The following is a 26,502-nucleotide window of genomic DNA, read 5'->3' as shown; positions in this document are numbered from 1 at the left end:
GCTCAAGGCGGCCTCTTTCGGCTAGAATCGACCCACTCAATCCACGGGATGCAGGCAAACATGGCAGGAAGCAGTCTACTGGTACTGATCGACGACATCGCCACGGTGCTCGACGACGTTTCGGTGATGACCAAGGTCGCGGCGAAGAAGACCGCGGGGGTGCTGGGCGACGACCTGGCACTCAACGCCCAGCAGGTCACCGGGGTGCGCGCAGATCGCGAGATTCCGGTGGTGTGGGCGGTGGCCAAGGGCTCGCTGGTGAACAAAGCGATCCTGGTGCCGGCGGCCCTGCTGATCAGTGCGTTCATCCCTTGGGCGGTGACACCCTTGCTGATGCTCGGCGGTGCCTACCTGTGTTTCGAGGGCTTCGAGAAGCTGGCGCACAAGTTCCTGCACAGCAAGGACGAAGACCAGGCGCAGCACAACGCGCGCAACGAGGCCCTGGCCGATCCGAACATCGACCTGGTGGCCTATGAGAAAGACAAGATCAAGGGTGCGGTGCGCACCGACTTCATCCTCTCGGCGGAAATCATCGCCATCACCCTGGGCATCGTCGCCGATTCGCCGCTGACTCAGCAGATCGTCGTGCTCTCGGGCATCGCCGTGGTGATGACCATCGGCGTTTACGGCTTGGTGGGCGGCATCGTCAAGCTCGACGACCTGGGCTTGTGGATGACGACCAAGACGTCCAGCCTGGCCCGCGCCGTGGGCAATGGCATCCTGCGGGCTGCGCCGTACATGATGAAAAGCCTCTCTGTGATCGGCACCGCGGCCATGTTCTTGGTCGGTGGAGGCATCCTGGTGCATGGCATCGAGCCGCTGCATCACGCCATCGAGGCATTCAGCGAAGGGCGGGGCGGGTCGTTGACCGGCGGCCTGCTCAATGGCGTGGCCGGCGTGATCGCCGGCGCCGTGGTGCTGGCCGCGGTCGGTGTCGTGTCCAGGATCTGGCGGGCGATCAGGGGCTGACCGTTATGTTTTCTTCCTGCTGTGGTTTCCAGGCCAGCAGGCCGTTGCTGAAATCATAGGCAGCACTTTGGTAATAGGTGATCGCCCGTCGGATGAGCGGGTTGTCGTCGCCAACCTTGAGTTCACGACTGTTGCCCAAGGCATCCTCATGGACTCGCAAACCGCCGCGCGGACTGAGAATGGCCAGGTCCTTGCCGTCGAACAGGCCCAGGTGCTGGTAGTTGCCAATCAGCACACGTGGCGGCAGTTCGTCGTTACGCAGCAGGTCACGACCGAAGAACGTCGAGGTATAACTCAAGTTGAGCAAGCCAAGCAGCGTCGGGGCCAGGTCGATCTGGCTGGCCAGCATTGACGTTTCGCGTGGCTCGATCAGCTTGGGGGCGTAGATCCATAGTGGGATCTGGTAGTTGTTCACCGGCAGGTCTTCCACGCCAGCGCTGCCGGCGGTGTGGTCGGCGACGAAGACGAACAGCGTATTGTCGAACCAGGGCTTGTCCTGGACCTGGCGCAGGAACTGCGCAATCGCATAGTCGGTGTACTTCACCGCACCTTCTCGGCCTTCGCCCGAGGGAATGTCGATCCGACCGTCCGGGTAGGTGTATGGGCGGTGGTTGGAGGTGGTCATCAATTGCAGAAAGAACGGTACCTGCTTGGCATGATCGGCATCTGCCAGCTTTATTGCCTGATGATACAAGTCTTCGTCGGCCATACCCCAGGCATTCTTGAAGGTGATTTCGCTTTCATCGACGCTACTCTGGTCGACGATGCGGTACCCGTTGCCACCGAAGAAGGCGTTCATGTTGTCGAAATAGCCACGCCCGCCATAGACGAACACTGCGTCGTAGCCCACCGCCGACAGTTGCTGGCCAAGACTGGCATAGCCACTCTCGCGGCCGATGCGCTTGACGATCGAACGTCCCGGGGTTGGTGGAATCGACAGAGTGATCGCTTCCAGGCCGCGATCAGTGCGGGTGCCGGTGGCATAGAAGTTATTGAAGTACAGGCTCTGGCTACGTAAGGCATCGAGGTTGGGGGTGAGATTGCGAGCATCACCGTTGCTGCCCATGTATTTGGCGCTGAAGCTCTCGATCGTCACCAGAATGATATTCGGGGTTCGCTGTGGGCCGCTGGCCGTGATGTGTCGGCGGATATCCTGAGGCTCGCCTGCGTGGAAGCGGGCGTTGGCTTCGGCCAGTTCCTTGTGCATCTGGGCACCGACCTCGTCCGCGCCGAGACTGGCATAGAACTGGGTGTAGTCGAGCTCGTTGTTTCGAAAGGCGGCAAAGAACTGATATGGCCCGTTGCTGGCGAGTTCACGCTGGTAGGCATTACCGTCTTGCCCACGGGGAAACTGCTGGTCGATTGCTAGCGCCGCCACTGCGCAGAGCCCCGCCACAGTGGCAACCCCCAGCAGGCGTTGGCGCCTATCGCTCGCCGGTCCCGACAGGGCCCAGGCAAAGGGCTTTTGCAGCAGCAAGGTGAGCACCACGGCAGTGACCGCCAGGGCACTGAGCAGCGTCGGGATCGGATAGGACTCGCGGATGTTGTCCAGCACTTCCTTGGAATACACCAGGTAATCGACCGCGATGAAGTTGAAGCGCACGCCGAACTCGTCCCAGAACAGCCATTCCGCCACAGCGACGAACAGCATCAGGAACAGGCTCGTCGCCAGCACGATGCGCAACAAGCCGCGATGTGCACGAGAGCGCCACAGCACTGCGGGGCAGAGCGCCAGGTACAGGCTCATCGGCAGGGCAGCGTAGGCGAGGAAACTCACGTCATACAGCGTGGCACTGAAGAACAACGAGACGTAGTTGCCTTGAAACTCATCCAGATGCGTGATGAGCAGTGTGAGTCGAGTCAGCACAAATATGCCGAACCAAAGTGAGCAAAGTAGCAGGAGAAAACGCCAGGGGGCAGCGAGCGATGCGCGCATGAAATTTTCCTATATTCTTACGGATGCATGACGGCAACTAAGCTAACAGTGCATTTGCAAAAGAATTGTCAAAAAAGCGCAGCTTGATGTAGGAAATTTCGCTTTTATAGCGTAGGCGTTTCTTTATTTCGCAAGGAAGGGGACTTATTCATGTTCGGTAATGTGTTGACGTACGATGTCTATCATCTCGCGCTTTATCTGTTCCTGGTGCTGGCGTGGGGTGCGCTGGGCTTGCATTTCCTCCAGCGAGGCATCGGTATCGAGGAGCTGGTGAAGTGTTGTGCGATGTTCGGTCTGGCGCTGGCGGTAAGCAGCGTAATGCTGGTGCTGGATATTCTAAGAGTGCTTGAACATCATCAGGTGGAAATAGCGCTGTGGGGGCTGGGCGGTGTATTGCCTGCCAGCGTATTCTTGATTTCCAAGACAAGTTCTTTCTATCGCTAGCGCGACGTGGGAAGTTACGAGGATAATGATGTTTCTGGATTAAACGTAACAGCGACCCCTTTTAGGGGCGCTGTTACGTTTCAGTGCATCAGAAGTGGTACTTGAGCAGGAAGCTCATGGTGTTCTGATCGGTGGTGAAGCCATCGCTGTCTTTGATGCCGTACTTGTTCTTCCAGTAGTCGTACTCGATACCTACGTACAACTGCTTCTCGCCCACCTTCAGCGCCTTGCCCAGGTCGTACTTGACCTGCGGATTGAAGTGCAGGTTCGCGTGGTAGTCGCCACGGCGGTTCTCGTCATTGTCCACGACCCAGTCCATGAAGCCGTCGATGAGGATGTCCGACGAACCTACGGGAATGGTGTAGGACCAGACCGGGGTGATCTGCCAGACGTTGTCACCCGGACGGCTGCCGTCGGTAGTGCGCTGGTAGAAGTTCAGCTGGAAGTAGTCGAAGCCTGGGATGGCCAGGTCGAAGCCGGGACCGATCAGGTAGGACTCGGTGTCGCCCTCGCCGAACTCATAGGTCATGGCCAGCAACACGTCTTTGATCGGGCCGAACTCGAGCTTCTGGTCGAAGATCTTGCCGAACGACAGGCGCGGGCTGATCTCGCCGTAGTAGGTGTTGGGGCCGTTGTTCGCGTCTTTCTTGCCTTGGTAGAAGATCTTGTCGACGAAGATGAAGTTGTCGCCGTATTTCCACCCGTCGGCGTGTTCGAAGGTGACGGTCTGTTGGGTTTCAGGATTCACCTTGAAGTTCTTGCCCCACAGGTAGGTGAGGCTGTTGTTCTGCCATTGCAGCAGATCGCCGGCGAAGCTGGCACCGGACGCCAGCAGGCCGCCGGCAAGAATCAGGCTGTTGATGGTACGCATTGCGCAGGTCGCTCCCTTGAGTGGATCTGTTGTCAGCGCTCTTGAGGCGCATTTTTTGTCTTTTGAGTCAGTTTTTTTCGATTGGCCACAGCTAATGGGCAAGAGCTGCGCCAACATTTCCGGTTGGTCACAACCATCCTGCTCGACTACGTTCTGAACGGATGAAATGGGTGTTTCAGGCTGGCAACACGTTGGCCAACCGCCCTAATTCATTGACTGAGCGGTCAGTAAACGCGGGCAGGATCCTTCCTGCCCTGATCGAGGGGGCGCGCAGATTACCCACTTGCGCGCCTGGCCTCAAGTACTCCGTCCGGGAGTAACTATGGCATAAAACCTGAACAGAGAGTCAACTTTTAGAAGTGTACTTTCACCAGGGCGCTGGTGACGCTCTGGTTGCTGTCGATGTTGCCGCTGTTGTCGATGCCGTACTTGTCTTTCCAGTAGCTGTATTCGATACCCACATACAGCTGCTTGGCGCCCCAGTTCAACGCCTTGCCCAGGTCGTACTTGACCTGTGGGTTGAACTGCAGGTTGGCGTGGTAGGTGCCACGACGGGTTTGGTCGTTGTCCACCACCCAGTCGATGTAGCCATCGATGAGAATGTCGGACTTGCCCACGGGAATGGTGTAGGACCAGTTAGGCGTGATCTGCCAGACGTTATCACCCGGGCGGCTGCCTTCGGTGTTACGTACATAGAAGTTCAGGTTGAAGTAGTTGAAGCCCGGCACGTTCAGGGCAAAGCCAGGACCGATCAGATAGGCTTCGTTGTCACCTTCACCGCGCTCGTAGGTCATGGCGATCAGTACGTCCTTGACCGGACCGAACGAGAGGTTGCGGTCGAAGATCCGTCCCAGCGACAGGCGTGGGCTGAATTCGCCGTAGTAGGTGGTAGTGCCTTTGTTGGCATCGGCCTGGCCGTTGTAGAAGGTCTTGTCGATGAACAGGAAGGTGTCGCCGTACTTCCACCGGTTGGCGTGTTCGAACGTCACCGTCTGCTGAATGCCTGGGTTGACCTTGAAGTCCTTGCCGTACAGGTAGGTCAGGCTTTCGCCGTGCCACTCCAACAAGTCGCCCGCGACAGCGGGGAGGGTGGCCAGCAGGCTGCTGCCCAGCAACAGGGACGAAGTGATGCGTTTCATGTTGAGATTCCCGGTTCTTGTTTTTGTTTGTGGTTTTTTGACGCGCAAGCGCCCCCTGCGACCCACATGCGTGGGTCACCGGTGTTGCGGTTACTGCATGAAAGAGCGGGGCGGCAGGATTGCCGCCCTTGGCTCAATGCTGGTGGGCTGCGTTATGCACGGCGCGCTCGGCGCCACCCAGGATGTTGAACAGCAGGTTCAGCACCAAAGCGCTGACCGTTGCCATGGCGATACCACTGTGGGTGATGGGTTCCATCCAGTGTGGCATCTGCGCGAAGAACTCCGGACGGACCACAGGGATCAGGCCAAAGCCTACGCTGACCGCGACCAGTAGCTGGTTGCGGCGGTCGGAGATGTCCGCTTCCTGAAGGATCTTGATCCCTGTGGCCGTGACCATGCCGAACATGGCGATGGACGCGCCGCCCAGTACAGCGGGCGGGATCGAGGCGATCAGGAAGGCCGCCTTCGGCAACAGGCTGAGCAGGATGAGCAGGGCGCCGGCGACGATGGTGACGTAGCGGCAGCGTACCCCGGTCATCTGCACCAGACCGATGTTCTGGGCGAAGGAGGAGTGGGTGAAGGTGTTGAAGAAACCTGCAACGAACGACGCACCGGCGTCGCACATCAGGCCACGACGCAGCATGCCAGGGGTGACTTCACGGTCGGTGACCTTGCCCAGCGCAAGGAACATGCCGGTGGACTCGACGAAGATGATCACCACCACCAGGCACATGGACAGGATCGGAGCCAGGCTGAAGGTCGGCATGCCGAAGTGCAGTGGGGTCACCACTTGCAGCCACGGTGCCTCGGACAGGCCGGAGAGATCCACCATGCCGATCGAACCGGCCAGGACGTAGCCCAGGCCCATGCCGACCAGCACCGAGACGTTGACCCAGAACCCCCGCATGAAGCGGTTGATCAGCAGGATCACGGCCAGCACCAGGCCTGCGACCAGCAGGTAGATCGGCGAGCCGAAGGTATCGGCTTCATGACCACCACCGGCCCAGTTGACCGCAACCGGGAACAGCGAGAGGCCGATCGAGGTGATGACGGTACCGGTGACCAGCGGCGGGAAGAACCGCACGACCTTGGACATGAACGGGGCGATCAGCATGCCGAAGAACCCGGCGGCGATGGTCGCGCCGAAGATCCCTTGCAGGCCTACGCCGGGCATGCCGGCCATGGCGACCATGCTGCCGACGGCAGCGAAGCTGGCACCCATCATCACCGGCATGCGAATGCCGACGGGACCGATACCGAACGATTGGACCATGGTGGCAACGCCAGCGACCAGCAGGTCGGCGTTGATCAGGAAAGCGACTTCTTCACGAGACAGTCCGGCGGCCTGGCCGATGATCAAAGGCACGGCAATCGCACCTCCGTACATCAGCAGTACATGTTGCAGACCCACCAGGATCAGTTGGAACAGGGGCAGAGGCTGTCGTGGGGGCGCAACGGGGATGTACGCCTTGCGGGACTCGGACATGCAGCACCTCGAGTTTTGTTTTTATTCTCGGATCCAAGCCGCGAGCTTCAAGCGGCAAGCTTCAAGAAAAAGCTTGGGGTTCCCGCTTGAGGCTCAGGGCTCGATGCTTGCTTGTTACCTACTACTTACAGCTTGAGGTTTGAAGCTTGCGGCTTCGATCAGTTGACCGGAGCGCCTTTGGCGATCCAGGCACCGACCATGTTGCGTTCTTCCTGGGTCATCTGGGTGATGTTGCCCAGCGGCATGATCTGGCTGGCGACAGCCTGCGCCTGAATGCGCGCGGCCTGGGCCTGGATCTGCTGCGGAGTGTCGAACATCACGCCGGCAGGTGCGGCACTGAACAGCGGGCTGGTCGGCTTGGCCGAGTGGCACACGGTGCAGCGTTCCTGGATGACAGTGTGGATCTTCTCGAACCCACCTGGGGCGGCCTGGGCGGTTGCCTGGGCAGGTGCTTCGGCCGGGGCAGCAGGTGCCTGGGCAGCCTTGGCGGCGTCTTCGGCACGTTGCTCGGCAGCGGTCTTGCCACCGATGGCAGTCGCTGGCAGCGGTTGGTACTCGACCTTCGCCGCGGCTTGCTCAGGTGCGGTCGGCATCGGCTTGGGACCTGTCACGTAGGCCAGGCAGATCATCGCCAGGGCGCCGACAGGCAGGGTCCAGGCGTACTTGTTGCTTTCGTGACGGGTGTTGAAGTAGTGACGGATCAGTACCGCGGCCACTGCGATCCCGGCCAGGATCAGCCAGTTGTACTGGCTGCCGTAGGTGCTCGGGAAGTGGTTGCTGATCATGATGAACAGCACCGGCAGGGTGAAGTAGTTGTTGTGGCGCGAACGCAGCAGACCCTTGGCCGGCAGGACCGGATCAGGGGTTTCGTTCTTCTCGATGGCTGCCACCAGCTGGCGCTGGGCCGGCATGATGATGCGGAACACGTTGCCGACCATGATGGTGCCGATGATCGCGCCGGTGTGCAGGTAGGCACCACGACCGCTGAACACCAGGCTGAAGCCGAAGCAGGCCGCGATGATCAGCACGAACAGGACGGCGCCGAGCAGGGCAGGGCGTTTGCCCAGGGGCGAATCGCACAGGAAGTCGTAGATGAACCAGGAGGCGATCAGCGAGCCGACACCGATGGCCACGCCTTCGGCACCGCTCAGGGTGCTGCCGGGCGCCAGCAGGTAGAGGCTCGGGTTCCAGTAGAACACCACGCAGAGCAGGGCGATACCGGACATCCAGGTGAAATAGGCTTCCCATTTGAACCAGTGCAGGTTCTCGGGCATCTTCGGCGGTGCGAGCTTGTACTTCTCAAGGTGGTAGATACCACCGCCGTGGATGGCCCAGAGGTCACCCGACAGACCTTCGCGCGGATTGCTCCGGTTCAGGTTGTTTTCCAGCCAGACGAAGTAGAACGATGCACCGATCCAGGCGATACCGGTGATCATGTGAACCCAGCGAATGCTCAGGTTCAGCCATTCGTGAAGGTGTGCTTCCACAGTATGTACCTCTTGCCGATCACCGAGACGATGACCGACCTTTTCTTATTGGTGGGGATTGAGGATCAGCATCTGATCCTCGGTGAAGTAATGCTCGTCGCAGTTGTTGCCAGAACCACTGCGATCAACCACCAGGAAATCATCCCGCTTTTCGATCGTCAGCACCGGGTGGTGCCAGACGCCGCGATGGTAATTAACGCCCTGCCTGCCATTACTGCGGAAGGCACGGACCAAGCCTGATACAGGTGCATCGCCAACTGGCGCGACCACGATCAGAAAGGGGTTGCCGAGCAGCGGGATGAAAGCCTGGCTGCCCAGCGGATGGCGTTCCAGCATGCGTACGGTCAGTGGCATCTCCAGGGCGTCGGCGCGGAAGATGCTGATGATCGCTTTGTCCTCGGGCTCGGCGGTTTCGACCGTGGCGAGCTTGTGGAAGCGCATGGTCGAACCGTTGTTGATCATGAAGTGGTCGCTGCCGTCGGTTTCGATCACGTCACCGAAAGGGGCGAAGGCTTCTTTGGTCAGGGGCTCGATCACTAAAGTGCGCATGCGGTTATCTCTTTGTTCTGTGTTCTGTTTAGGGTGTGGGCCGAGCCCCAGGGCGAGTGTGTCGCGCGCTCGGGGCGGCCATCGCACCATCTTTTAAAGTTGCAGCAGGCGGAACAGGGCGATCAGGTTGATCTGCGCCAGGGCTTCCTTGAATTCGGCATCGGCGTCGTTGTGGATGCGCTTTTCGAAGGAGGCCAGGATCTGGTGCCGGTTACTGCCCTTGACCGCCATGATGAACGGGAACTTGAACTTGGCCTTGTAGGCGTCGTTGAGTTCGGTGAAACGGGCGAACTCTTCGGCGGTGCACTGGTGGATACCGGCGCCGGCCTGTTCATTGGTGCTGGACTCGGTCAGCTCGCCCTGGATGGCGGCCTTGCCGGCCAGGTCCGGGTGAGCATTGATCAGCGCCAGTTGATCCTCATGGTTGGCGCTGAGCAGGATGTCGCTCATGCGCTGGTGCAGCGCCTCGATCTCGTTCAGTTCGCCCAGTTGACCCAGGTCGTAGGCTTTTTCTGCAACCCACGGCGAGTGCTCATAGATGTCGGCGAAGGCCTTGACGAAGGCGTCGCGGTCCAGGGTCGATGGCTTGAGGGTCTTGAAGGCGGTCATCAGGCGTTCTCGTTCTTGTACGGGTGGGTGGCGTGCCAGTGGCGGGCGATGTCCACGCGGCGGGCGAACCAGACCTGGTCATGGCTCTTGGCATATTCGACGAAGCGCTTGAGCGCGGCCAGGCGAGCCGGACGGCCGACCAGGCGGCAGTGCAGACCGATCGAAAGCATCTTCGGCGCTTCGGCGCCTTCTGCGTAGAGCACGTCGAAGGCGTCCTTGAGGTACTGGAAGAACTGCTCGCCGCAGTTGAAGCCCTGGACCTGGGTGAAGCGCATGTCGTTGGTGTCCAGGGTGTAGGGGATCACCAGGTGCGGCTTGCCGGTCGGGTTGTTCGGTTCCCAGTAGGGCAGGTCATCGTCGTAGGTGTCGCTGTCATAGAGGAAGCCACCTTCCTCCATCACCAGGCGGCGGGTGTTCGGGCCGGTGCGGCCGGTGTACCAGCCCAGCGGGCGCTCGCCGGTCAGTTCGGTGAGGATGCGGATGGCCTCGAGCATGTGCTCGCGCTCCTGCTGCTCATCCATGTACTGATAGTCGATCCAGCGGTAGCCGTGGCTGCATATCTCGTGGCCGGCTTCGACCATGGCGCGGATCACGTCGGGGTGGCGTTGGGCAGCCATGGCGACGGCGAAGATGGTCAGTGGGACGCCGGTTTCCTTGAACAGCTTGAGCAGGCGCCAGACGCCGGCACGGCTGCCGTATTCGTAGAGCGATTCCATGCTCATGTTGCGCACGCCTTGCAGAGGCTGAGCGGCAACCATCTCGGACAGGAAGGCTTCGGACTCCTTGTCACCGTGCAGGACGTTGCGTTCGCCACCTTCTTCATAGTTGAGCACGAAGGACAGAGCGATGCGTGCGTTCCCCGGCCAGTGCGGGTGAGGTGGGTTGTTGCCGTAACCGATCAGGTCGCGAGGGTAGTCAGCGCTCACTGCAGTCTTCCTTCTTGTACGTTAGTGCGGGTGGTGGGCGGACCGCGTCGGGATGTCGCACCACCGGATGAGGGTGATTGTATACAACTTCTTAAATCATTTGTAAGCCTGTTTTTCCGCATTTCTTCCCTTTTGTCGGCTGGGAATCGATTGCAAGAAACCTGCCCGAACGGTCAGATAACGACATCAAGGTCGGCATCCGGCCTGTCTTTGCGGTGAATGTCGTATTTATCGGGAGGGCGAGAAGGTTGTGTAAGAGGGGTTCAAAAAATTGTGTACAATTTATCGAGAAAATGTCTTAATGGCCCCATTCCCGCACACCGCAAGCCCTTGGCGCGGTGATTGCCGTGTATTTTTTGCCCACGCATACGACAAGAGGCGACAAGCAAATGGGACGTTTGACCACACACGTACTGGATGCCGCTCACGGCTGCCCGGGCAGCTCGATCAAGGTTGAGCTGTACCGTGTCGAAGGCCAGCAACTGGAGCTGGTGAACACTGCCCTGACCAACAGCGATGGCCGCGTCGACGCGCCGCTGCTGCAGGGTGAAGACTACCGCACGGGTGTCTACCAGCTGCAATTCAGCGCCGGTGACTACTACCGCGCCCGTGGCGTGAAATTGCCGGAGACCGCATTCCTGGATGTGGTCGTCCTGCGCTTCGGTATCGATGAGAAGCAAGAGCACTACCACGTTCCGCTGCTGATCTCGCCGTACAGTTACTCGACCTATCGTGGAAGCTAGTTGGTCGCTAGAAGAATCTTCGTAGGTCCTTATGCCCGCTCTCACACTGGCGGGCTTTTTTTTGCCTGCTGTTTGGCAACTGCCTGTTCAGCGTTCGCGCAGCGCCTCTGTCCGGGCCTTGAGCACCGGTTTCAACAGGTAATCGAGCACACTCTTGCGCCCGGTGATGATGTCCACGGTGGCCACCATTCCCGGAATGATCAGCAAGGGTTTGTTGTCCCCGCCCAAGTGGTTCTTCTCGGTTCGCACCTGGATCAGGTAGAAGGCGTTGCCCTTGTCGTCGGTCACGGTATCGGCACCGATCAGCTCGAGCTTGGCCTTGAGCCCGCCATAGATGGTGTAGTCATAGGCGCTGAACTTGACCATCGCCGTCTGCCCTGGGTGCAGGAAGGCGACATCCTGCGGGCGCACCTTGGCCTCGATCAGCAGGTTGTCTTCGATCGGCACGATCTCGACCAGATCGCTGCCGGGTTGTACCACGCCGCCAATGGTATTGACCTTGAGCAGCTTGATGATCCCGCGCACTGGCGATACCACCGTCGTCCGGTTGACCCGGTCGTCGATGGCGATGCTGGTGGCGGTGATCTTCGACAGCTCCGTGCGTTTGTCGTTGAGCTCCTTGGCGGCCTCGGAGCGGAAAGTGGCGTCGGACTCCTGGATCTTGCTCTTGATCTCCGCCACGGCCGCTTCGGCCCGGGGGATTGCCAGACTGGTGGCATTGAGCTGACCGCGGGCCTCCACGGCGCGTTGTTTCAGGCGCAGGATTTCCACCGGTGAAATCGCCCCGGTGCCCACCAGGGGGGTGGACATGTTCAGTTCCTGTTGCAGCAGGCCCAGGGCCGAGCGGTACTGGTCCACCTTGGAACGAAATTCGGCCAGCTCCTGAGTCTTCTGTCGCAGTTGTTCGTTGAGGGTCTGCTTCTCGCTTGCCAGTCGGCGCTGGCGCGACTCATACAGGGCCGTTTCGTCTTCGGCCACCTGGGGCGCCTTGGTCCGCACTTCGTCCGAAAGGTTGAACGGGCGGCCTTCGGATTCGGCCGATAAACGCTCGACCTGGGCTGTCAGGGCATAGCGGTCGGCTTCGCTTTCGCCTTTGTTGGAGAGAAACCGCGTGTCGTCCAGGCGCAGCAGGGTGGCGCCTTTGTCGACCATCTGGCCTTCGCGCACGAAGATCTCGGTGACGATGCCGCCTTCGAGGTTCTGCACCACCTGGACCTTGCTCGACGGGATGGCCTTGCCTTCGCCCACGGTGACCTCATCGACCACCGCGAAGTGGGCCCAGGCCAGCGCTGCGAGCAGCAGGGCGGCCGTCAGCCACACGGTCAGTCGCGACAGGCGGGGGGAGTCCTGCAATGTGGCGCCGGCCAGCTCCGGCATGTAGTCGCGTTCGGCGCGCTTTTCGTTGCCGTGGGGGCTGCGGATGCTCTGGCTCAGGGACATGACCTACCTCTCTTTGACCCACGCGGTACTCACGGAATTGGCCGGGGCCTGCGGGAGGGCTCATCCACCAACACGGCGGTGACGCTCCTTGCGTAAACCCGCTCTCGTCTGGCTCGCGGTACCTGTGGGCTTTGTCTGCTTCCTATACGGCAGTACCGATGCGGCCTTTGCGCAGGGCATCGATGACCGCGTCCTTCGGCCCGTCGGCGACGACCTTGCCGTAGTCCAGCACTACCAGCCGGTCCACCAGGCTCAGCAGGGACGTACGATGGGTGACCAACACCAGGGTTTTACCCGCAACCCAACCCAGCAGGCGTTGACGCAGTTGCTCCTCGCTGCTGTTGTCCATGTGGCTGGTCGGTTCGTCGAGGATCAGGATCGGCGGCTCCAGCAGCAACGCCCGCGCCAGCAACACGCACTGGCGTTGGCCACCGGACAGCAACTGGCCACGCTCGCCCACCGGGCGGTCGAAGCCTTGCGGATGCAGGCGGGCCAGTTCACTGACGCCGGTCAGTTCTGCCACCTCGAGCATGCGCGCGTCGCTGACATGGCGGGCACCCAAGGTGAGGTTGTCGCGCAGGCTGCCGGCCAGCAGCGGCAGGTCATGGGCGACATAGCCCATCTGGCCGCGCAGGTCGGCGATGTCCAACTGGCGCAGGTCGAGGTTGTCCAGCAGCACCTGGCCTTCGTCCGGATGATGAAAGCCCATCAGCAGACGGGCTAGCGTGCTCTTGCCCGAGCCGCTGCGCCCGATGATGCCGATGCGCTCGCCAGGCTGGAGACTCAGGTGCACGTCCTGCAGGGCAAGGGTGTTCTGCCCGGGGTAGCGAAAGCTCACATGATTGAGGGCAAGACCACCTTTGAGCGTGGTGTGTTCCAAGGCCTGGTGCTCGGCTTGGCGCTCCTGGGGCAGGGCCATCAGGGCGTCGGTGCTGCGCATGGTCAGTTGGGCCTGCTGGTAGCGGGTGATCAGGCCGGCGATCTGCCCCAATGGCGCCAGTACCCGGCTGCCGAGCATGTAGCTGGCCACCAGGGCGCCGACGCTGAGGTTGCCGGCGATGATGCTGTAGACCCCGGCGACGATGGTGGCCATGCCGCAGAACTGCTGGATGAACAGTGTGCCGTTGCTGGCCAGGGAGGACAGATTGCGGGCGTGGGCATCGAGGCGGGCGATGGCGCCATTGGTGTGTTCCCACTGGTACTGACGCTCGCTCTCGGCGCCGCATGCCTTGAGCGTCTCCAGCCCGCCGAGGGTCTCGATCAGCAGGGCCTGGCGCACCGAGCCCAGGCTCAGGCTTTTTTGTACGGTGTCGCGCAGGCGCACCTGGATGAACAGGGCAAATGCCACGGCCACGGGAAAGGCGATCAGCGGGATCAACACCAGCCAGCCGCCGAGCAGGCCGATCACCAGCAGCATCAGCACCACGAACGGCAGGTCGATGATGCTGGTGAGCGTGACGGCGGTGAGGAATTCGCGCAGTCCCTGGAAGTCATGAATGCTCTGGGCGAAGCCGCCGATGGTGGCGGGTCGGGCCTTCATGGACATGCCGGTGATGCGTTCGAAGAGGGTCGCGGAGAGTATCAGATCGGTCTTCTTGCCGGCCTGGTCCAGCAGATGGGCGCGCACCATGCGCAGCACCAGTTCGAAAGCCGTGCCGATGAACAGGCCGATGACCAGTACCCAGAGTGTCGAGAGTGCCTGGTTGGGCACCACCCGGTCGTAGGTCTGCATGACGAACAAGGGCACCATCAGCCCCAGCAGGTTGATCAACAGACTGGCCAAGAGGGCATCGCCATACAGCCAGCGCGAATGCTTGAGGGTGTCGCGAAACCAGGCGTCAACCCTTGGGATCAGGGGCGTGCGCAGGTTCTCCAAGGTATGCCGGGGGCGGGCGAACAACGCCTGGCCGGCATAGGCCTGCTCCAGCGACTCGCGTTCGACCCATTGCTCGCCACCTTCGGCTTCACAGGGCAGGATCAATGCCCGGCCATCATTGCCCCAGCGCTGCAGCACGGCGCTACGCCCGTCGTTGAGCAACAACAATACCGGCAGGTTGAGTTCAGAGATGTTGGCCAGACTGCGTTCCAGTACCCGTGCCTGAAGGCCCGCGCGGGCGGCGGCGCGTGGCAACAGCTCAAGGGGCAGACGTTGGTCGGCCAAGGGCAGGCCGCTGCACAAACCGGCACGGCTGGCGGGGCAGCCGTGCAGCTTGCACAGAATCAGCAGGCCATCGAGCAAAGGATCATCAACATCCAGGCGCGGTTGCGCACTTTGCATACTGGTCACGATGGTCTACTCCTGCCGCGGTGGAAACCAATCCTCTCCGGAAGAACAGCCAACAGTGCGCACGGACTAACGCATGTCGGGCAACCGGGCTTCGTTACGCACTTCGGTCTTTGCGATGGCCTCCGGCGGTAGCGAAATACGTTGCTTGCTCAGAAGCTCGCCCATGTTCGCCAGCACGCGATACATGGAGAACTCCTCGGTGTAGCGCACTTCGGTGTAACGACGGTTGGCGTTGTACAGCTCGTTTTCGCTGTCGAGCAGGTCGAGCAGGGTGCGCTGGCCAAGGCCGAACTGGTCCTGGTAGGCGGCGCGCACGCGTTGGGTGGTCTCGGCGTATTCGCGGGCGGTCGGGGTCTGCTTGCGCGCATTGTTCATGGCGTTCCAGGCGAGGCTCAGGTTCTCGTTGAGCTCGCGCAGGGCATTGTTGCGGATGTCCATGGCCTGGTTGATCTTGTGCGCGTCCGACTGCAGGCGCGCCTTGTCGCTGCCGCCGCGGAACAGGTTGTAGTTGAGCTCGACACCGGCCTGCCAGTCGTTGTTGTCATGGCCGCGCTGGCCGGCGATGTTGTTGTTGGCACCGGTGGCCAGCACGGCGTCCAGGCGTGGGTAGAAGGGCGACTTGGCCACTTCGTACTGTTGCTCGGCGGCATTCACGTCGGCCTGGGCCGACTTGAGGTAGGGGTTGTTCTCTAGCATGCCCTGGCGTGCCTGCTCCAGGGTGGTGGGCACCTCGCCCTTGATGGTGGTCGGTGTTTCGAGCTCATCGGGCATGCGTCCGACCACGCTGTAGAAGTTGGCCTCGGCGTCGGCCAGATCGACTTCGGCGGTGTCCAGGTTGTTCTCGGCCAAGGCCCGGCGGGCACGGGACTGGTCCAGGTCGGCATTGCTGCCCACGCCGCGTTCGCTGCGAAGCCCGATCTGGTCATTGACCCGCAGGTGGGCTTGCAGGTTGTTCTTGGCCAGGGTCACCAGTTCGCGACGCTTGAGCACCTCCAGGTACACCTCGATCGCACGCAACGCCACCGTTTCGGCCGTCGCCTGGGTGAAGTAGGCACGGGAGTTGGCCACTGCCTCGGTACGGCCCACCTCGTTGGCGGTATTGAACCCGTCGAAGAGCATCTGCCGCAGACGCAGTTCCGACTGGGTGTAGCTGAGGGTTTCCTTGTTGTGGTTGCGCGAACCATCAGGGTTGAAACCCCGGGTATTGGTGTTGTCGGAGCGTTGGCGACCATAGCCTGCAATGAGGTCGACAGTGGGGTAGTAGCCCCCACGCGCGAACTTCACATCCTCATCAGCCGACAAACGGCTGTTACGGCTGGCGCTGATTTCGGGATGTTGGTCCACCGCGTTCTGGACAGCCTCGGTGATCGACATCGCCTGAGAGTTGGCGCATGCCATGGCCAACAGAATCGCACTGGTGATGGGGGTTAGAACGCGCATGGGGTACATCTCCCTGGTCTCGAAAAGTCCTGCAATCGCCAAAAAAATGACGAAATATAAGAGTCAAACCGTTTCAGGTTTGTAACAACAGAGCTAAGAACATTTACCAGGCGAACTAAGAAGATTTCCTCATAAGATTTATGCGAAAAAAAACTTATGCGCTCTAAGAAATACCGGACATTGTTCTACTCAGGTCGTCCGTTGAATAAGCGCCCACGCTTTGTTTTTCGGGCCTCTGAGAAAAGTTTCCGTTTTTCTTGCAGCAGAGGGCAGGGATCTAACGAGGGGAGGGAGGCACGACGTTATTTGGCGACATTTTATTGACATCTGTCATTTTGCCATCGCGTTTTGCCGGGTTCATCGTCGACGATCATCCATAAGCCTCGATCCCCTTAGACATTGGGGCTTGGCGCAGTTTTCGACGCATCGCTGCGTGCAGGGTCAACGTTGCGAACTCCTCCTACCTCCAAAAGCCTCGTGTTGCGGGAATCACTCGGCAATGGAGGCGTTGGTTCATGGCTAAATCACTCGGTGTGGTCAGCAAGGTTGTCGGTCAAGTCTTCGCGGTCGGTCAGGATGGCATCCGTCGGGTCCTGGTCGAAGGTGACCGGCTGTTTGCCGGAGAGCAACTCGAGACCGGCGCCGCGGGGGCTGTAGCCGTGCACCTGGATAACGGTGCCGAGCTCACCCTGGGGCGCGACAGCAGCCTGGAGCTGCGGCCGGAACTGTTGGCCAACCCGGCGGGGCATGTGCAGGGCCCTGAAGCGATAGCGCCCAGTGAGGCTGACTTGAGTGATGTCGAGCGCTTGCAAAAGGCGATTGCCGCAGGTGCTGACCCGAGCCAGGAGGCCGAGGCAACGGCGGCAGGCCCCAGCAGTACCGGCGCGCCCGGTGCGGTGGGCGGTGGCCATAGCTTCGTGCTGTTGACCGAGGTGGCCGGGCGCGTCGACCCGGTGATCGGTTTCCCCACCGCAGGGTTCAATGGCATCCCTGAATTCACGATTCCCGATGCGGGCGATACGCGCTTCGATGACGATCGCCGGCCTGTAACCGATGGCCCAGACGATCCCGATAATCCGGTAACCCTGCACGGACTGGACGTCGAGGGAGGCGAGCTGACCTTGCAAGAGGCCCACTTGCCGCACGGCTCGGCCAGCAACCTTGGTGCCTTGACCCAGGGCGGCACCTTCACCGTGTCGGCGCCCGATGGCGTATTCAACCTCAATGTCGGCGGTATCAACGTCGTCACGGGAGGCGTGGTAACGGGTGTCGGCCAGTCGCTGACCACCGCCTTGGGCAATGTCCTGACCATCACCGGCTATGACCCCGTCACAGGTACGGTCAGCTACAGCTACACCCTGGCGACCGCCGGAGGCGCCCAGGCGGTCAGCGAGCAGCTCTCGGTGCATGTCAGCGACACCAATGGAAGTGTGGCCAGTGGCACCCTGGACGTTCGCATCGTCGACGACATGCCCAAGGCCGTGGACGACAGCAACCCGACGGTCGCGACCGAGCAGCAGACCACACTGACCGGCAACGTGCTGACCAACGATGTGCAGGGCGCCGACCGTGTGCCCTCCGGCCCGATCACCGCCGGTACTTACGTCGGCACCTACGGCACCTTGGTGCTGGCGGCCGACGGGTCCTACACCTACACGTTGAACACCAACGACCCGGACTTCATCAACCTGCACGGTGGCGGCTCGGGCGTCGAGCACTTCACCTACACCTTGACCGACGCGGACGGCGACAGCAGCACGGCGACGCTGGTGCTCAATGTCACCAACCTCAACGACCCGGTCACCCTCGATGGCTTGGCTGTAAACGGGGGTGAACTCACCGTCCACGAAAAGCACCTGGGCGACGGCAGTGCCCCCGATGCCTCGGCATTGACGCAAAGCGGGACTTTTACCGTCACGGCAGCCGATGGCCTGCAAACGCTGGTCGTTGGGGGGATCACACTGGTCAATGGCGGGGTGGTGGCAGGCTTCCCGCAATCGATCACCACGCCGTTGGGCAATACCCTGACCGTGACCGGCTACAACCCGGCCACCGGCGTCGTCAGCTACAGCTACACCCTGACCGACAATGAGGCGCACCCGAACGCTGATGGCGCCAACAGTGTGAGCGAAAGCTTTACCGTGGTCGCGACCGACAGCGATGGCAGCAGTGCCAGCGGCAGCATCGACGTGAACATTGTCGACGATGTGCCTCAAGCCAATCCCGATACCAAATCCATCGTGCACGAAGGTGGGGTGGTCACCGGTAACGTACTGCACAACGATCTGATTGGGGCCGATGGTGCTCCTGATGGTAAGGCGGTGGTCGGCGTAAGGGCCGGCAGCGATACCTCGACACCTGTTCATGGTGATGTCGGTACCCAGATCATGGGTAGCTATGGCTACCTGATCCTCAATGCTGACGGCAGCGCCACTTACCACGCCAACCCCAACAGCGTAGGCAGCAATGGCGCGACCGACACCTTCGTCTACACAATCCGCGACGCCGACGGTGACGAAAGCACCACCACCGTCACCCTCAACGTGCTCGACAGCGGGCTGTCGGTCAGTGGGGCGGACCGCGATGTGACGGTCTACGAGAAAGCCCTGGACCTGAACCAGGATGGCAAAGACCTGGCGGCCGGCAATGTCACCGGTAGCGATCCCACCTCCACCGGTGAGACTGGAACGGGCACCTTGGTCGGCGCGGTGCAAGGCGGGGTCGGTGCGTTGACCTACACCTTGGTGGGCAATGCAGTCGGGCAATATGGTCAGATCCATCTGAACGGCGACGGCACCTACACCTACACGCTGACTTCGGCACCGAAGACTCCAGGCGGCGCCAACGATGGCCCGAACACCCTGACCGAGACCTTCACCTACCAGGCGAAGGATCAACTGGGCAACACCATCACCAGCCAGATCGTCATCAATATCGTCGACGACGTGCCCAAGGCCAATCCGGATTCGGCACCTGTCCATGAGGGCGGTGTCGTCTCCGGCAACGTGTTCTACAACGATGACATGGGTGCGGACAAAGTGGCCGATGGCAACGTCGTGGTCGGCGTGCGCGCTGGCAGCGACGCCTCGACCTCCGCCCACGGCGATGTCGGCACCCAGGTCATGGGTAACTACGGCTACCTGGTGATCAACGCCGATGGTTGGGCGACTTATCACGCCAACCCCAACAGCGTGGCGGGTGCCGGTGCCACCGACACCTTCGTCTACACCCTCCGCGATGCCGACGGCGACGAAAGCACCACCACCGTCACCATCAACGTGCTGGACAGCGGACTGTCGGTCAGTGGGGCGGACCGTGATGTGACGGTTTACGAAAAAGCCCTGGACCTGAACCAGGACGGCAAGGACCTGGCGGCTGGCAACGTCACCGGCAGCGACCCAACCTCCACCGGTGAGACTGGAACGGGCACCTTGGTCGGCGCGGTGCAAGGCGGGCTCGGTGCGTTGACCTACACCTTGGTGGGCAATGCCGTCGGGCAATATGGTCAGATCCATCTGAACGGCGACGGCACCTACACCTACACGCTGACTTCGGCACCGAAGACTCCAGGCGGCGCCAATGATGGCCCGAACACCCTGACCGAGACCTTCACCTACCAGGCGAAGGACCAACTGGGCAATACCATCACCAGCCAGATCGTCATCAATATCGTCGACGACGTGCCCAAGGCCAACGCCGACTCGGCCACCGTACGCGTGGGTGACACGGTGAGTGGCGATGTGCTGTACAACGATGTCCTGGGGGCAGACAAGGTCACCAATGGCAACGTCGTGGTCGGTGTGCGAGCCGGCAACGACACCTCGACCTCCGCCCACGGCGATGTCGGCACTCAGGTCATGGGTAACTACGGCTACCTGGTGATCAACGCCGATGGTTGGGCGACTTATCACGCCAACCCCGATAGCGTGGTCAGCAACGGCGCGACCGACACCTTCGTCTACACCATCCGCGACGCCGACGGCGACGAAAGCACCACGACCGTGACCCTCAACGTGCAGGGCAATCCGCTCTCGGTGAGCGGCCCAGACCGCGATGTAACGGTCTATGAAAATGCCCTGGACCTGAACCAAGATGGCAAGGACCTGGCGGCCGGGACTGTCACCGGCAGCGATCCTACCTCCACGGGAGAGACCGGAACGGGCACCCTGGTCGGTGCGGTGCAAGGCGGGGTCGGTGCGTTGACCTACACTTTGTTGGGCAATGCCGTCGGGCAGTATGGGCAGCTTCATCTGAACGGCGATGGCACTTACACCTACACCCTGACCTCGGCACCGAAGACCCCAGGCGGTGGTAACGATGGCCCGAATACCACGACCGAGACCTTCACCTACCAGGCGAAGGATCAGCAGGGCAATACCATCACCAGCCAGATCGTCATCAACATCGTCGACGATGTGCCTAAGGCTATCGCCGACGCCAAATCGATCGTGCATGAAGGCGGGGTGGTCACCGGCAATGTGCTGTACAACGATGACCTGGGCGCGGACAAGGTCACCAATGGCAACGTGGTAGTCGGCGTGCGCGCTGGCAGCGACACGTCGACCGCCGCCCATGGCGATGTCGGCACTCAGGTCATGGGCAACTATGGCTATCTGATCCTTGATGCCGATGGCAGTGCCAGTTACCACGCCAACCCCAACAGCGTGGGCAGCGACGGCGCGACTGACACCTTCGTCTACACCATCCGCGACGCCGACGGCGATGAAAGCACCACCACCGTCAGCATCAAGGTGCAGGACAGCCAGCCTTGGATAGGCGAGCCAGAGGTGGCGAATGCCCCTCCTGTGGCGGGGGCCGACCGCCTCATCACCAATATCGCCGGCGCTGGGATCACGGTGCCTACCGAGGCGTTGCTGGCCAACGATAGCGACCCTGATCACGACAAGCTCTCGGTGTCCTCGACCTACTTCGACACTCGGTTCTCCGCCAACGGCGCAGGCTTTGGTGTGGGAAGCGACACGCCTGTGGCCGACTTCAGTGGCACCGGCAGCAACCTGTCCAACCGGGTGCGTGACCTTGCGCGCAGCGAGTTTCGTGGGGCGGCCGACAGCATGGCGGCTGCGCTGATCGTGAGCGGCTTCCTGGCCTCGCCCAGCGGCAACTTGGCCAATGCCCAGGATGTATTGACGGTCACCCTCAAGAAAGGCGAGACCCTGAACCTGCACCATGACTTGTCGGCAAGTCAGGTGGCCATGGCGTGGAAAGACGAAAGCGGTAGCTACCAGGCCATCGACAATGACAAAGGTTTCACTGCCAGCCACGACGGGACGTACTCCATCCACATGATCAACCTGTCCAGCGGCAATGGCAGCCACGGCAACGCGAACTACCTGCTGACGATGTCGATCGATTACAGCAATGCCGAGCAGGACGCGTACAACGGCACCTACGCGGTGAGTGATGGCCACGGCGGCAGTGCGACGGGCAATGTCGATATCACCTACCAGGGCGGCAGCGTGCTCACCGGCACTGCCGACAACGACGCCCTGGTTGCCGGTGCGAGCAACGATACCTTGCACGGTGCTGCTGGCAACGATGTGCTGGTCGGTGGCAGTGGCGATGACAAGCTCTACGGCGATGAGGGCAATGACCTGCTGATCGGCGGCCCGGGCAATGACCTGCTCGACGGCGGTGCAGGCATCGATACTGCCAGCTACGCCTCGGCCACCGGCGCGGTGACGGTCAACCTGAACCTCACCGGTGCGCAGGATACCGGGGGGGGCGGTACCGATACCCTCAATGGCATCGAGAACCTGATCGGTTCCGACTACAACGACATCCTGATCGGTAGTGGCGGCAACAACGTACTCATCGGTGGGCTGGGCAATGACCGACTCACCGGGGGGGGCGGCAACGATACGTTTGTGTGGCAGAAGGGGGATGTGGGGCACGACACCGTCACTGACTTCACCCCCGGCAGTGACCGCCTCGACCTGTCGCAGCTGCTTCAGGGGGAGCATGCCACGTCTGCCTCGCTGGACGACTACCTGCACTTCAAGGTCACCGGCACCGGGTCCAACGTGGTCTCGACCATCGAAGTCAGCAGTGTGGCGGGCGCCGCGCCCACCCAGACCATCGAGCTGGCCGGGGTCGACTTGGCGCAGCATTACGGCGTCACGGCCGGAGCGGGTGGGGTGATCGCCTCGGGGCAGGACACCGCGACCATCATCAACGGGATGCTCAATGACCATTCGTTGAAAGTCGATACTGTCTGAATGTTACGGGAGGCGTGAGGCCCGCGCCTGCAGGCGCGGGCTCGCCTCTCGATCCAGGCACAAATGCGACGCCAGGGCATACGCCCTGGTCGTACCTGCAGCACCGGGCCTGCGTCAGCCCCATAGACTGTGATCGAGCCCACCTCGGAATCAGTCCACATGTCCCTACGCGAAGCCCATACCCCCAGCCAGGTCCAGTGGCAGCCCATGCTCTTGGGCGGTCAGCGCCTGGAAGGCGTCAGTTGGAAAACCTTGGCCGATACCGGCCCCTGGCAGGCCTACTGGATGAAAATGGCGCCCGGCAGCCGCTCGGTGCCGCATCGGCACGCCGCCACCGAATTGCTGCAGGTGCTGGAGGGCGAAGTCATGGATGTCGATGGCCAGGTGTTTCGCGCGGGCGACAGCCTGGTCTATGCCGCAGGCTCCGAGCATTGGCTGCGTTCGCCCAGGGGCTGCTTGGTGCTGGTGGTGGAGTCCGAGCCGTCGACGCTCAGCGATTGAACGTCAACCGGGTCGGCGCAGGGTCTTTTGCTTGAGAATGTACAGACTGACCAGCACGGCGCTGGTGAGCATGAAGGCCCGTGCCCAGAACAGGGGCACCAGGTAGCAGGAAAGGCCGATGCTCGCCCACATCAGGCCGATGGCGTAGACCTTGCCTTTGAGTGGGATGCCTTCGCCACTGAGGTAATCGCGGATCCACGGACCCAGCTTGGGGTGGTTGATCAACCAGTGGTGAAAGCGTGGCGAGCTGCGGGCGAAGCAGGCCGCGGCCAGCAGCAGGAAAGGGGTGGTGGGCAGCACCGGCAGGAAAATCCCCGCCACCCCCAGCGCAACGCTGAGCCAGCCGATGGCCAGCAACAGGTAGCGCATGGCCACCTTAGTGGTGGCGCGGCTTGAGCAGGGCAGGCTTCTCGTCAGGGGCGTGCAGCAGCAGGAACAGCGCGGTGAGCGCCTCGGGGATCTGTACGATCATGTCGTCCTGCAGGCTGGCATTGCGGGCGATGTCCTCGAACTCCGGTTGCTCGTCGAACAGACCCGAACCGACCATGATCGGCAGCAGCATTTCGCTGACTTCTTCCTCGGCGTTCTCGAACCAGGCTTCCTCGCGCAGGAAGACGCCTTCCATGAAACCGATGCACCAGCCGCGCAGGTCGGAGTCGTCCGGCTCGTCGGTCAGGTCCAGGTCGCATGGCAGCTCGAACTCGTCGTCGCTGGCCAGTTGGCGGCCGATGTGTGCCTTGAGGGCCACCAGGGTCGCCTCGATCTCGGTGCGCTGGGCATCGCTCGCGTAGTGGGGCTCTTCAGCGAACAGGGCGTCGATCCATTCACGCTCGGGTACTTCCTCGGAGCAGATCGACAGCGCGGTCAGGTAGCCATGGGCGGCGACGTAGTCCAGCGCTTCTTCGTGCAGCTCGTCGGCGTCGAGGAAGGCTTGCAGGCGGGTCAGTTGCTCGGCGAAGGACATTACAGGGCTACCTTGGGGAATAAACGATAACGAATTCTAGCACCTTGCGGCGGCTGGGGGCCAAGGGAACGTCTGTCGCGGGGAAGCTGCCAAGGCATCCTGCGCGAGCGGGCACTGGGGTATACTTCGCGATTTTTCACCCAGGGTGCCGTTTCCCGGCATTCCGGCAAAAGCCGCTTACGCATTGGCAAGTGTGTCCGGCGGATTTTTCGTCCAGCCTGTGTCCAGGGTGGTACGGCGATTTTGGAGTTTCCAATGCTCGAACAGGCTCAGCGCGTCCTCAAGGACATCTTCGGCTACGACAGTTTCCGGGGGCGCCAGGCAGCGATCATCGAATGCGTGGCCAGTGGCGGCGATGCCCTGGTGCTGATGCCCACCGGCGGCGGTAAGTCCCTGTGTTTCCAGGTGCCGGCCTTGCTGCGTCCGGGCCTTGCGGTCGTGGTTTCACCGCTGATCGCGCTCATGGATGACCAGGTTGCCACCCTCGACGAACTGGGTGTGGCGGCCGCTGCGCTGAACTCGACCTTGAGCGCCGAGCAGCAACGCGAGCTGGCCGGGCGCCTGCGTCGTGGCGAGGTGAAGATGCTGTATCTGGCGCCCGAGCGTCTAGTGCAGCCACGCATGCTGGAGTTTCTGCGGACCCTGGATATCGCGCTGTTTGCCATCGACGAGGCCCACTGTGTCTCGCAGTGGGGCCACGACTTCCGCCCTGAATACCTGCAACTGGGCCAACTGGCCGAGCTGTTCCCCCAGGTACCCCGCATCGCCCTGACTGCAACGGCCGACATGCGTACCCGCGAGGAGATCGTCCAGCGCCTGCACCTGCAGGGCGCGGAGCGATTCCTGTCGAGTTTCGACCGGCCCAACATCTTCTACCGCATCGTGCCCAAGGAAGCGCCGCGCAAGCAGCTGATGGCGTTTCTCGCAGAGCGCCGTGGCAACGCCGGTATCGTCTATTGCCTGTCGCGCAAGAAAGTCGACGAGACAGCCGCCTTTCTCTGCGAGCAGGGCTTCCCGGCCCTGCCTTATCACGCCGGCCTTGCCGCCGAGACCCGCGCGGCCAACCAGCATCGCTTCCTCAACGAGGAAGGCTTGATCATGGTCGCCACCATCGCCTTCGGCATGGGCATCGACAAGCCCAACGTGCGCTTCGTCGCCCACCTCGATCTGCCCAAGTCGATGGAAGCCTATTACCAGGAAACCGGCCGTGCCGGCCGTGATGGCCTGCCGTCGGATGCCTGGATGGCTTACGGCTTGCAGGACATGGTGATGCTCAAGCAGATGCTGCAGAACTCCGAAGGCGACGAGCGCCACAAGCGCATCGAGCAGCACAAACTCGACGCCATGCTGGCCCTGTGCGAAGAAACCCGCTGTCGCCGTCAGACACTGCTGGCGTACTTCGACGAAGTGCTCGAACAGCCCTGCGGTCATTGCGACAATTGCGTCGACCAGGTGCAGACCTGGGATGCCACGGAGCCCGCCCGCCAGGCCCTGTCGGCGGTGTATCGCACTGGCCAGCGCTACGGGGTGGGCCACTTGGTCGATGTGCTGGTGGGCAAGGACACCGAGAAAGTGCGCAATTTCGGTCACGAAAAGCTGTCGGTGTTCGGCGTCGGCAAGGCCCTGAGCGAACACGAATGGCGTTCGCTGTTCCGCCAGCTGGTGGCACGTGCCCTGGTGGACATCGACCTGGAGGGCTACGGTGGGCTGCGTCTGACTGACAGTTGCCGGCCCTTGCTGCGCGGCGAAGTCACCCTGCAGTTGCGCCGCGACCTCAAGCCACAGACCGTGGCCAAATCCTCTGGTGGCGGCAGCCCTGCCAGCCAACTGGTGCGTGCCGAGGAGCGCGAGCTCTGGGAGGCGCTGCGAGCCCTGCGGCGCAAGCTGGCCGAGGAGCACAGCGTGCCGCCCTATGTCATCTTCCCCGACTCGACCCTGCTGGAGATGCTGCGCAGCCAACCTACCAGCCTCAGCGACATGGCCCAGGTCAGTGGCGTCGGTGCGCGCAAGCTGGAGCGTTACGGCGAAGCGTTCCTCGAGGTGCTCAATGGCGGTACGGGGGATCAGGCGCCGAAGGTGGTACTCGACCTTCGCCACGAGTTGGTCAGCCTGGCCCGTGCCGGCATGACGCCGGCGCAGATCGCCGGCCAGCTCAATTGCAGTGAGAAGAACGTCTACAGCCTGCTGGCCGAGGCCCTTGGTCGTCAGGAATTGAGCCTTGAGCAGGCCCTGGACCTGCCCGAAGACCTGCTGATGGAAGTGCAGGATGCCTTCCTTGACGGCGAAGGCGAACTGCCTCCGGTATCGGCAGTGTCACCGGTGTTCGGCCAGCGCGTACCGGAAGGCGTGTTGCATTGTGTGCGCGCGGCATTGGCCGCAGAGTTCGAGCTGTGACTGACCCTTGTCACGCTTTTTGACGAATATCGGAGATTCCCGCGCGCTGCAGCCTTGCCTGTTGGCGTCGGGCATGATTAG

Annotated in this window: 19 protein-coding genes; 6 read left to right on the top strand and 13 right to left on the bottom strand. The window is 61.7% G+C overall.

What is annotated here, in order from left to right; translation table 11 throughout:
• Window positions 1-60 precede the first annotated feature (60 nt).
• The gene (locus ABOA88_RS09070; RefSeq protein WP_196169017.1) at window positions 61-969 is read left to right on the top strand and encodes a DUF808 domain-containing protein; all 909 of its coding nucleotides are present in this window, start codon (window positions 61-63) and stop codon (window positions 967-969) included.
• Here ABOA88_RS09070 and ABOA88_RS09065 read toward each other — a convergent pair.
• Window positions 959-2,905 carry an LTA synthase family protein gene (locus ABOA88_RS09065; RefSeq protein ID WP_367851269.1) on the bottom strand — a complete coding sequence of 649 codons (1,947 nt, stop codon included), beginning with the start codon at window positions 2,903-2,905 and terminating at the stop codon, window positions 959-961. The two genes, ABOA88_RS09070 and ABOA88_RS09065, sit on opposite strands and share 11 nt — an antisense overlap.
• Before the next feature lie 150 nt (window positions 2,906-3,055).
• Here ABOA88_RS09065 and ABOA88_RS09060 point away from each other — a divergent pair, with 150 nt between their 5' ends.
• A complete protein-coding gene (locus ABOA88_RS09060; protein WP_196169019.1) occupies window positions 3,056-3,349 on the top strand; it encodes a hypothetical protein in 294 nt (97 codons plus the stop codon).
• Window positions 3,350-3,437: 88 nt separating this feature from the next.
• On the opposite strand, the gene ABOA88_RS09055 is transcribed toward ABOA88_RS09060, so the two are convergent.
• The 7 genes from ABOA88_RS09055 to puuE form a co-directional block, all read right to left on the bottom strand.
• The gene (locus ABOA88_RS09055; protein ID WP_043214863.1) at window positions 3,438-4,220 is read right to left on the bottom strand and encodes an outer membrane protein OmpK; all 783 of its coding nucleotides are present in this window, start codon (window positions 4,218-4,220) and stop codon (window positions 3,438-3,440) included.
• Between the two features lie 353 nt (window positions 4,221-4,573).
• Window positions 4,574-5,359 carry an outer membrane protein OmpK gene (locus ABOA88_RS09050; protein WP_196169020.1) on the bottom strand — a complete coding sequence of 262 codons (786 nt, stop codon included), beginning with the start codon at window positions 5,357-5,359 and terminating at the stop codon, window positions 4,574-4,576.
• Between the two features lie 133 nt (window positions 5,360-5,492).
• Window positions 5,493-6,845, bottom strand: coding sequence for a nucleobase:cation symporter-2 family protein (locus ABOA88_RS09045; protein ID WP_043214859.1), 1,353 nt, complete (start codon window positions 6,843-6,845; stop codon window positions 5,493-5,495).
• Between the two features lie 158 nt (window positions 6,846-7,003).
• Window positions 7,004-8,332, bottom strand: coding sequence for a urate hydroxylase PuuD (locus ABOA88_RS09040; RefSeq protein WP_196169021.1), 1,329 nt, complete (start codon window positions 8,330-8,332; stop codon window positions 7,004-7,006).
• Between the two features lie 45 nt (window positions 8,333-8,377).
• On the bottom strand, window positions 8,378-8,881 hold the full coding sequence (locus ABOA88_RS09035; protein WP_043214855.1) for an ureidoglycolate lyase: 504 nt from the start codon (window positions 8,879-8,881) through the stop codon (window positions 8,378-8,380).
• Window positions 8,882-8,974: 93 nt separating this feature from the next.
• Window positions 8,975-9,490 (bottom strand): 2-oxo-4-hydroxy-4-carboxy-5-ureidoimidazoline decarboxylase, encoded by a 516-nt coding sequence (uraD, locus tag ABOA88_RS09030; RefSeq protein ID WP_196169022.1) that lies wholly within the window; start codon window positions 9,488-9,490, stop codon window positions 8,975-8,977.
• Complete coding sequence (gene puuE, locus ABOA88_RS09025; protein ID WP_043214851.1) at window positions 9,490-10,416, bottom strand: allantoinase PuuE; 927 nt, start codon at window positions 10,414-10,416, stop codon at window positions 9,490-9,492. Before puuE ends, uraD begins: the two co-directional genes overlap by 1 nt.
• 389 nt (window positions 10,417-10,805) lie before the next feature.
• Between puuE and uraH the strand changes: the two genes are divergently transcribed.
• Window positions 10,806-11,159 carry a hydroxyisourate hydrolase gene (gene uraH, locus ABOA88_RS09020; RefSeq protein ID WP_043214849.1) on the top strand — a complete coding sequence of 118 codons (354 nt, stop codon included), beginning with the start codon at window positions 10,806-10,808 and terminating at the stop codon, window positions 11,157-11,159.
• An 87-nt stretch (window positions 11,160-11,246) separates the two neighbouring features.
• Here the strand turns inward: uraH and ABOA88_RS09015 are convergent, their stop codons facing one another.
• From ABOA88_RS09015 to ABOA88_RS09005, 3 genes are all read right to left on the bottom strand, one after another.
• The gene (locus tag ABOA88_RS09015; protein WP_196169024.1) at window positions 11,247-12,599 is read right to left on the bottom strand and encodes an HlyD family type I secretion periplasmic adaptor subunit; all 1,353 of its coding nucleotides are present in this window, start codon (window positions 12,597-12,599) and stop codon (window positions 11,247-11,249) included.
• A 142-nt stretch (window positions 12,600-12,741) separates the two neighbouring features.
• Entirely contained in the window at window positions 12,742-14,877 is a 2,136-nt protein-coding gene (locus ABOA88_RS09010) for a type I secretion system permease/ATPase (RefSeq protein ID WP_196169154.1), read from the bottom strand.
• Window positions 14,878-14,952: 75 nt separating this feature from the next.
• Complete coding sequence (locus ABOA88_RS09005; RefSeq protein WP_196169025.1) at window positions 14,953-16,326, bottom strand: TolC family outer membrane protein; 1,374 nt, start codon at window positions 16,324-16,326, stop codon at window positions 14,953-14,955.
• A gap of 515 nt (window positions 16,327-16,841) precedes the next feature.
• On the opposite strand from ABOA88_RS09005, the gene ABOA88_RS09000 reads away from it, so the two are divergent.
• Window positions 16,842-22,562 (top strand): retention module-containing protein, encoded by a 5,721-nt coding sequence (locus tag ABOA88_RS09000; protein WP_367851270.1) that lies wholly within the window; start codon window positions 16,842-16,844, stop codon window positions 22,560-22,562.
• 159 nt (window positions 22,563-22,721) lie between these two features.
• Window positions 22,722-23,063 (top strand): cupin domain-containing protein, encoded by a 342-nt coding sequence (locus ABOA88_RS08995; RefSeq protein WP_196169027.1) that lies wholly within the window; start codon window positions 22,722-22,724, stop codon window positions 23,061-23,063.
• A gap of 3 nt (window positions 23,064-23,066) precedes the next feature.
• On the opposite strand, the gene ABOA88_RS08990 is transcribed toward ABOA88_RS08995, so the two are convergent.
• A complete protein-coding gene (locus tag ABOA88_RS08990; RefSeq protein ID WP_196169028.1) occupies window positions 23,067-23,432 on the bottom strand; it encodes a YbaN family protein in 366 nt (121 codons plus the stop codon).
• A gap of 7 nt (window positions 23,433-23,439) precedes the next feature.
• Window positions 23,440-24,027, bottom strand: a complete 588-nt coding sequence (locus ABOA88_RS08985) for a YecA/YgfB family protein (RefSeq protein ID WP_043214359.1) — start codon at window positions 24,025-24,027, stop codon at window positions 23,440-23,442.
• 255 nt (window positions 24,028-24,282) lie between these two features.
• On the opposite strand from ABOA88_RS08985, the gene recQ reads away from it, so the two are divergent.
• Window positions 24,283-26,421 carry a DNA helicase RecQ gene (gene recQ / locus ABOA88_RS08980; protein WP_196169029.1) on the top strand — a complete coding sequence of 713 codons (2,139 nt, stop codon included), beginning with the start codon at window positions 24,283-24,285 and terminating at the stop codon, window positions 26,419-26,421.
• Window positions 26,422-26,502: the final 81 nt, after the last annotated feature.

The organism is Pseudomonas sp. PKS (assembly GCF_051913525.1).
GTDB lineage: Bacteria > Pseudomonadota > Gammaproteobacteria > Pseudomonadales > Pseudomonadaceae > Aquipseudomonas > Aquipseudomonas guariconensis_D.
Note: the sequence above shows the minus strand (reverse complement) of the source record. Positions and strands in the feature narration are given on the sequence as shown.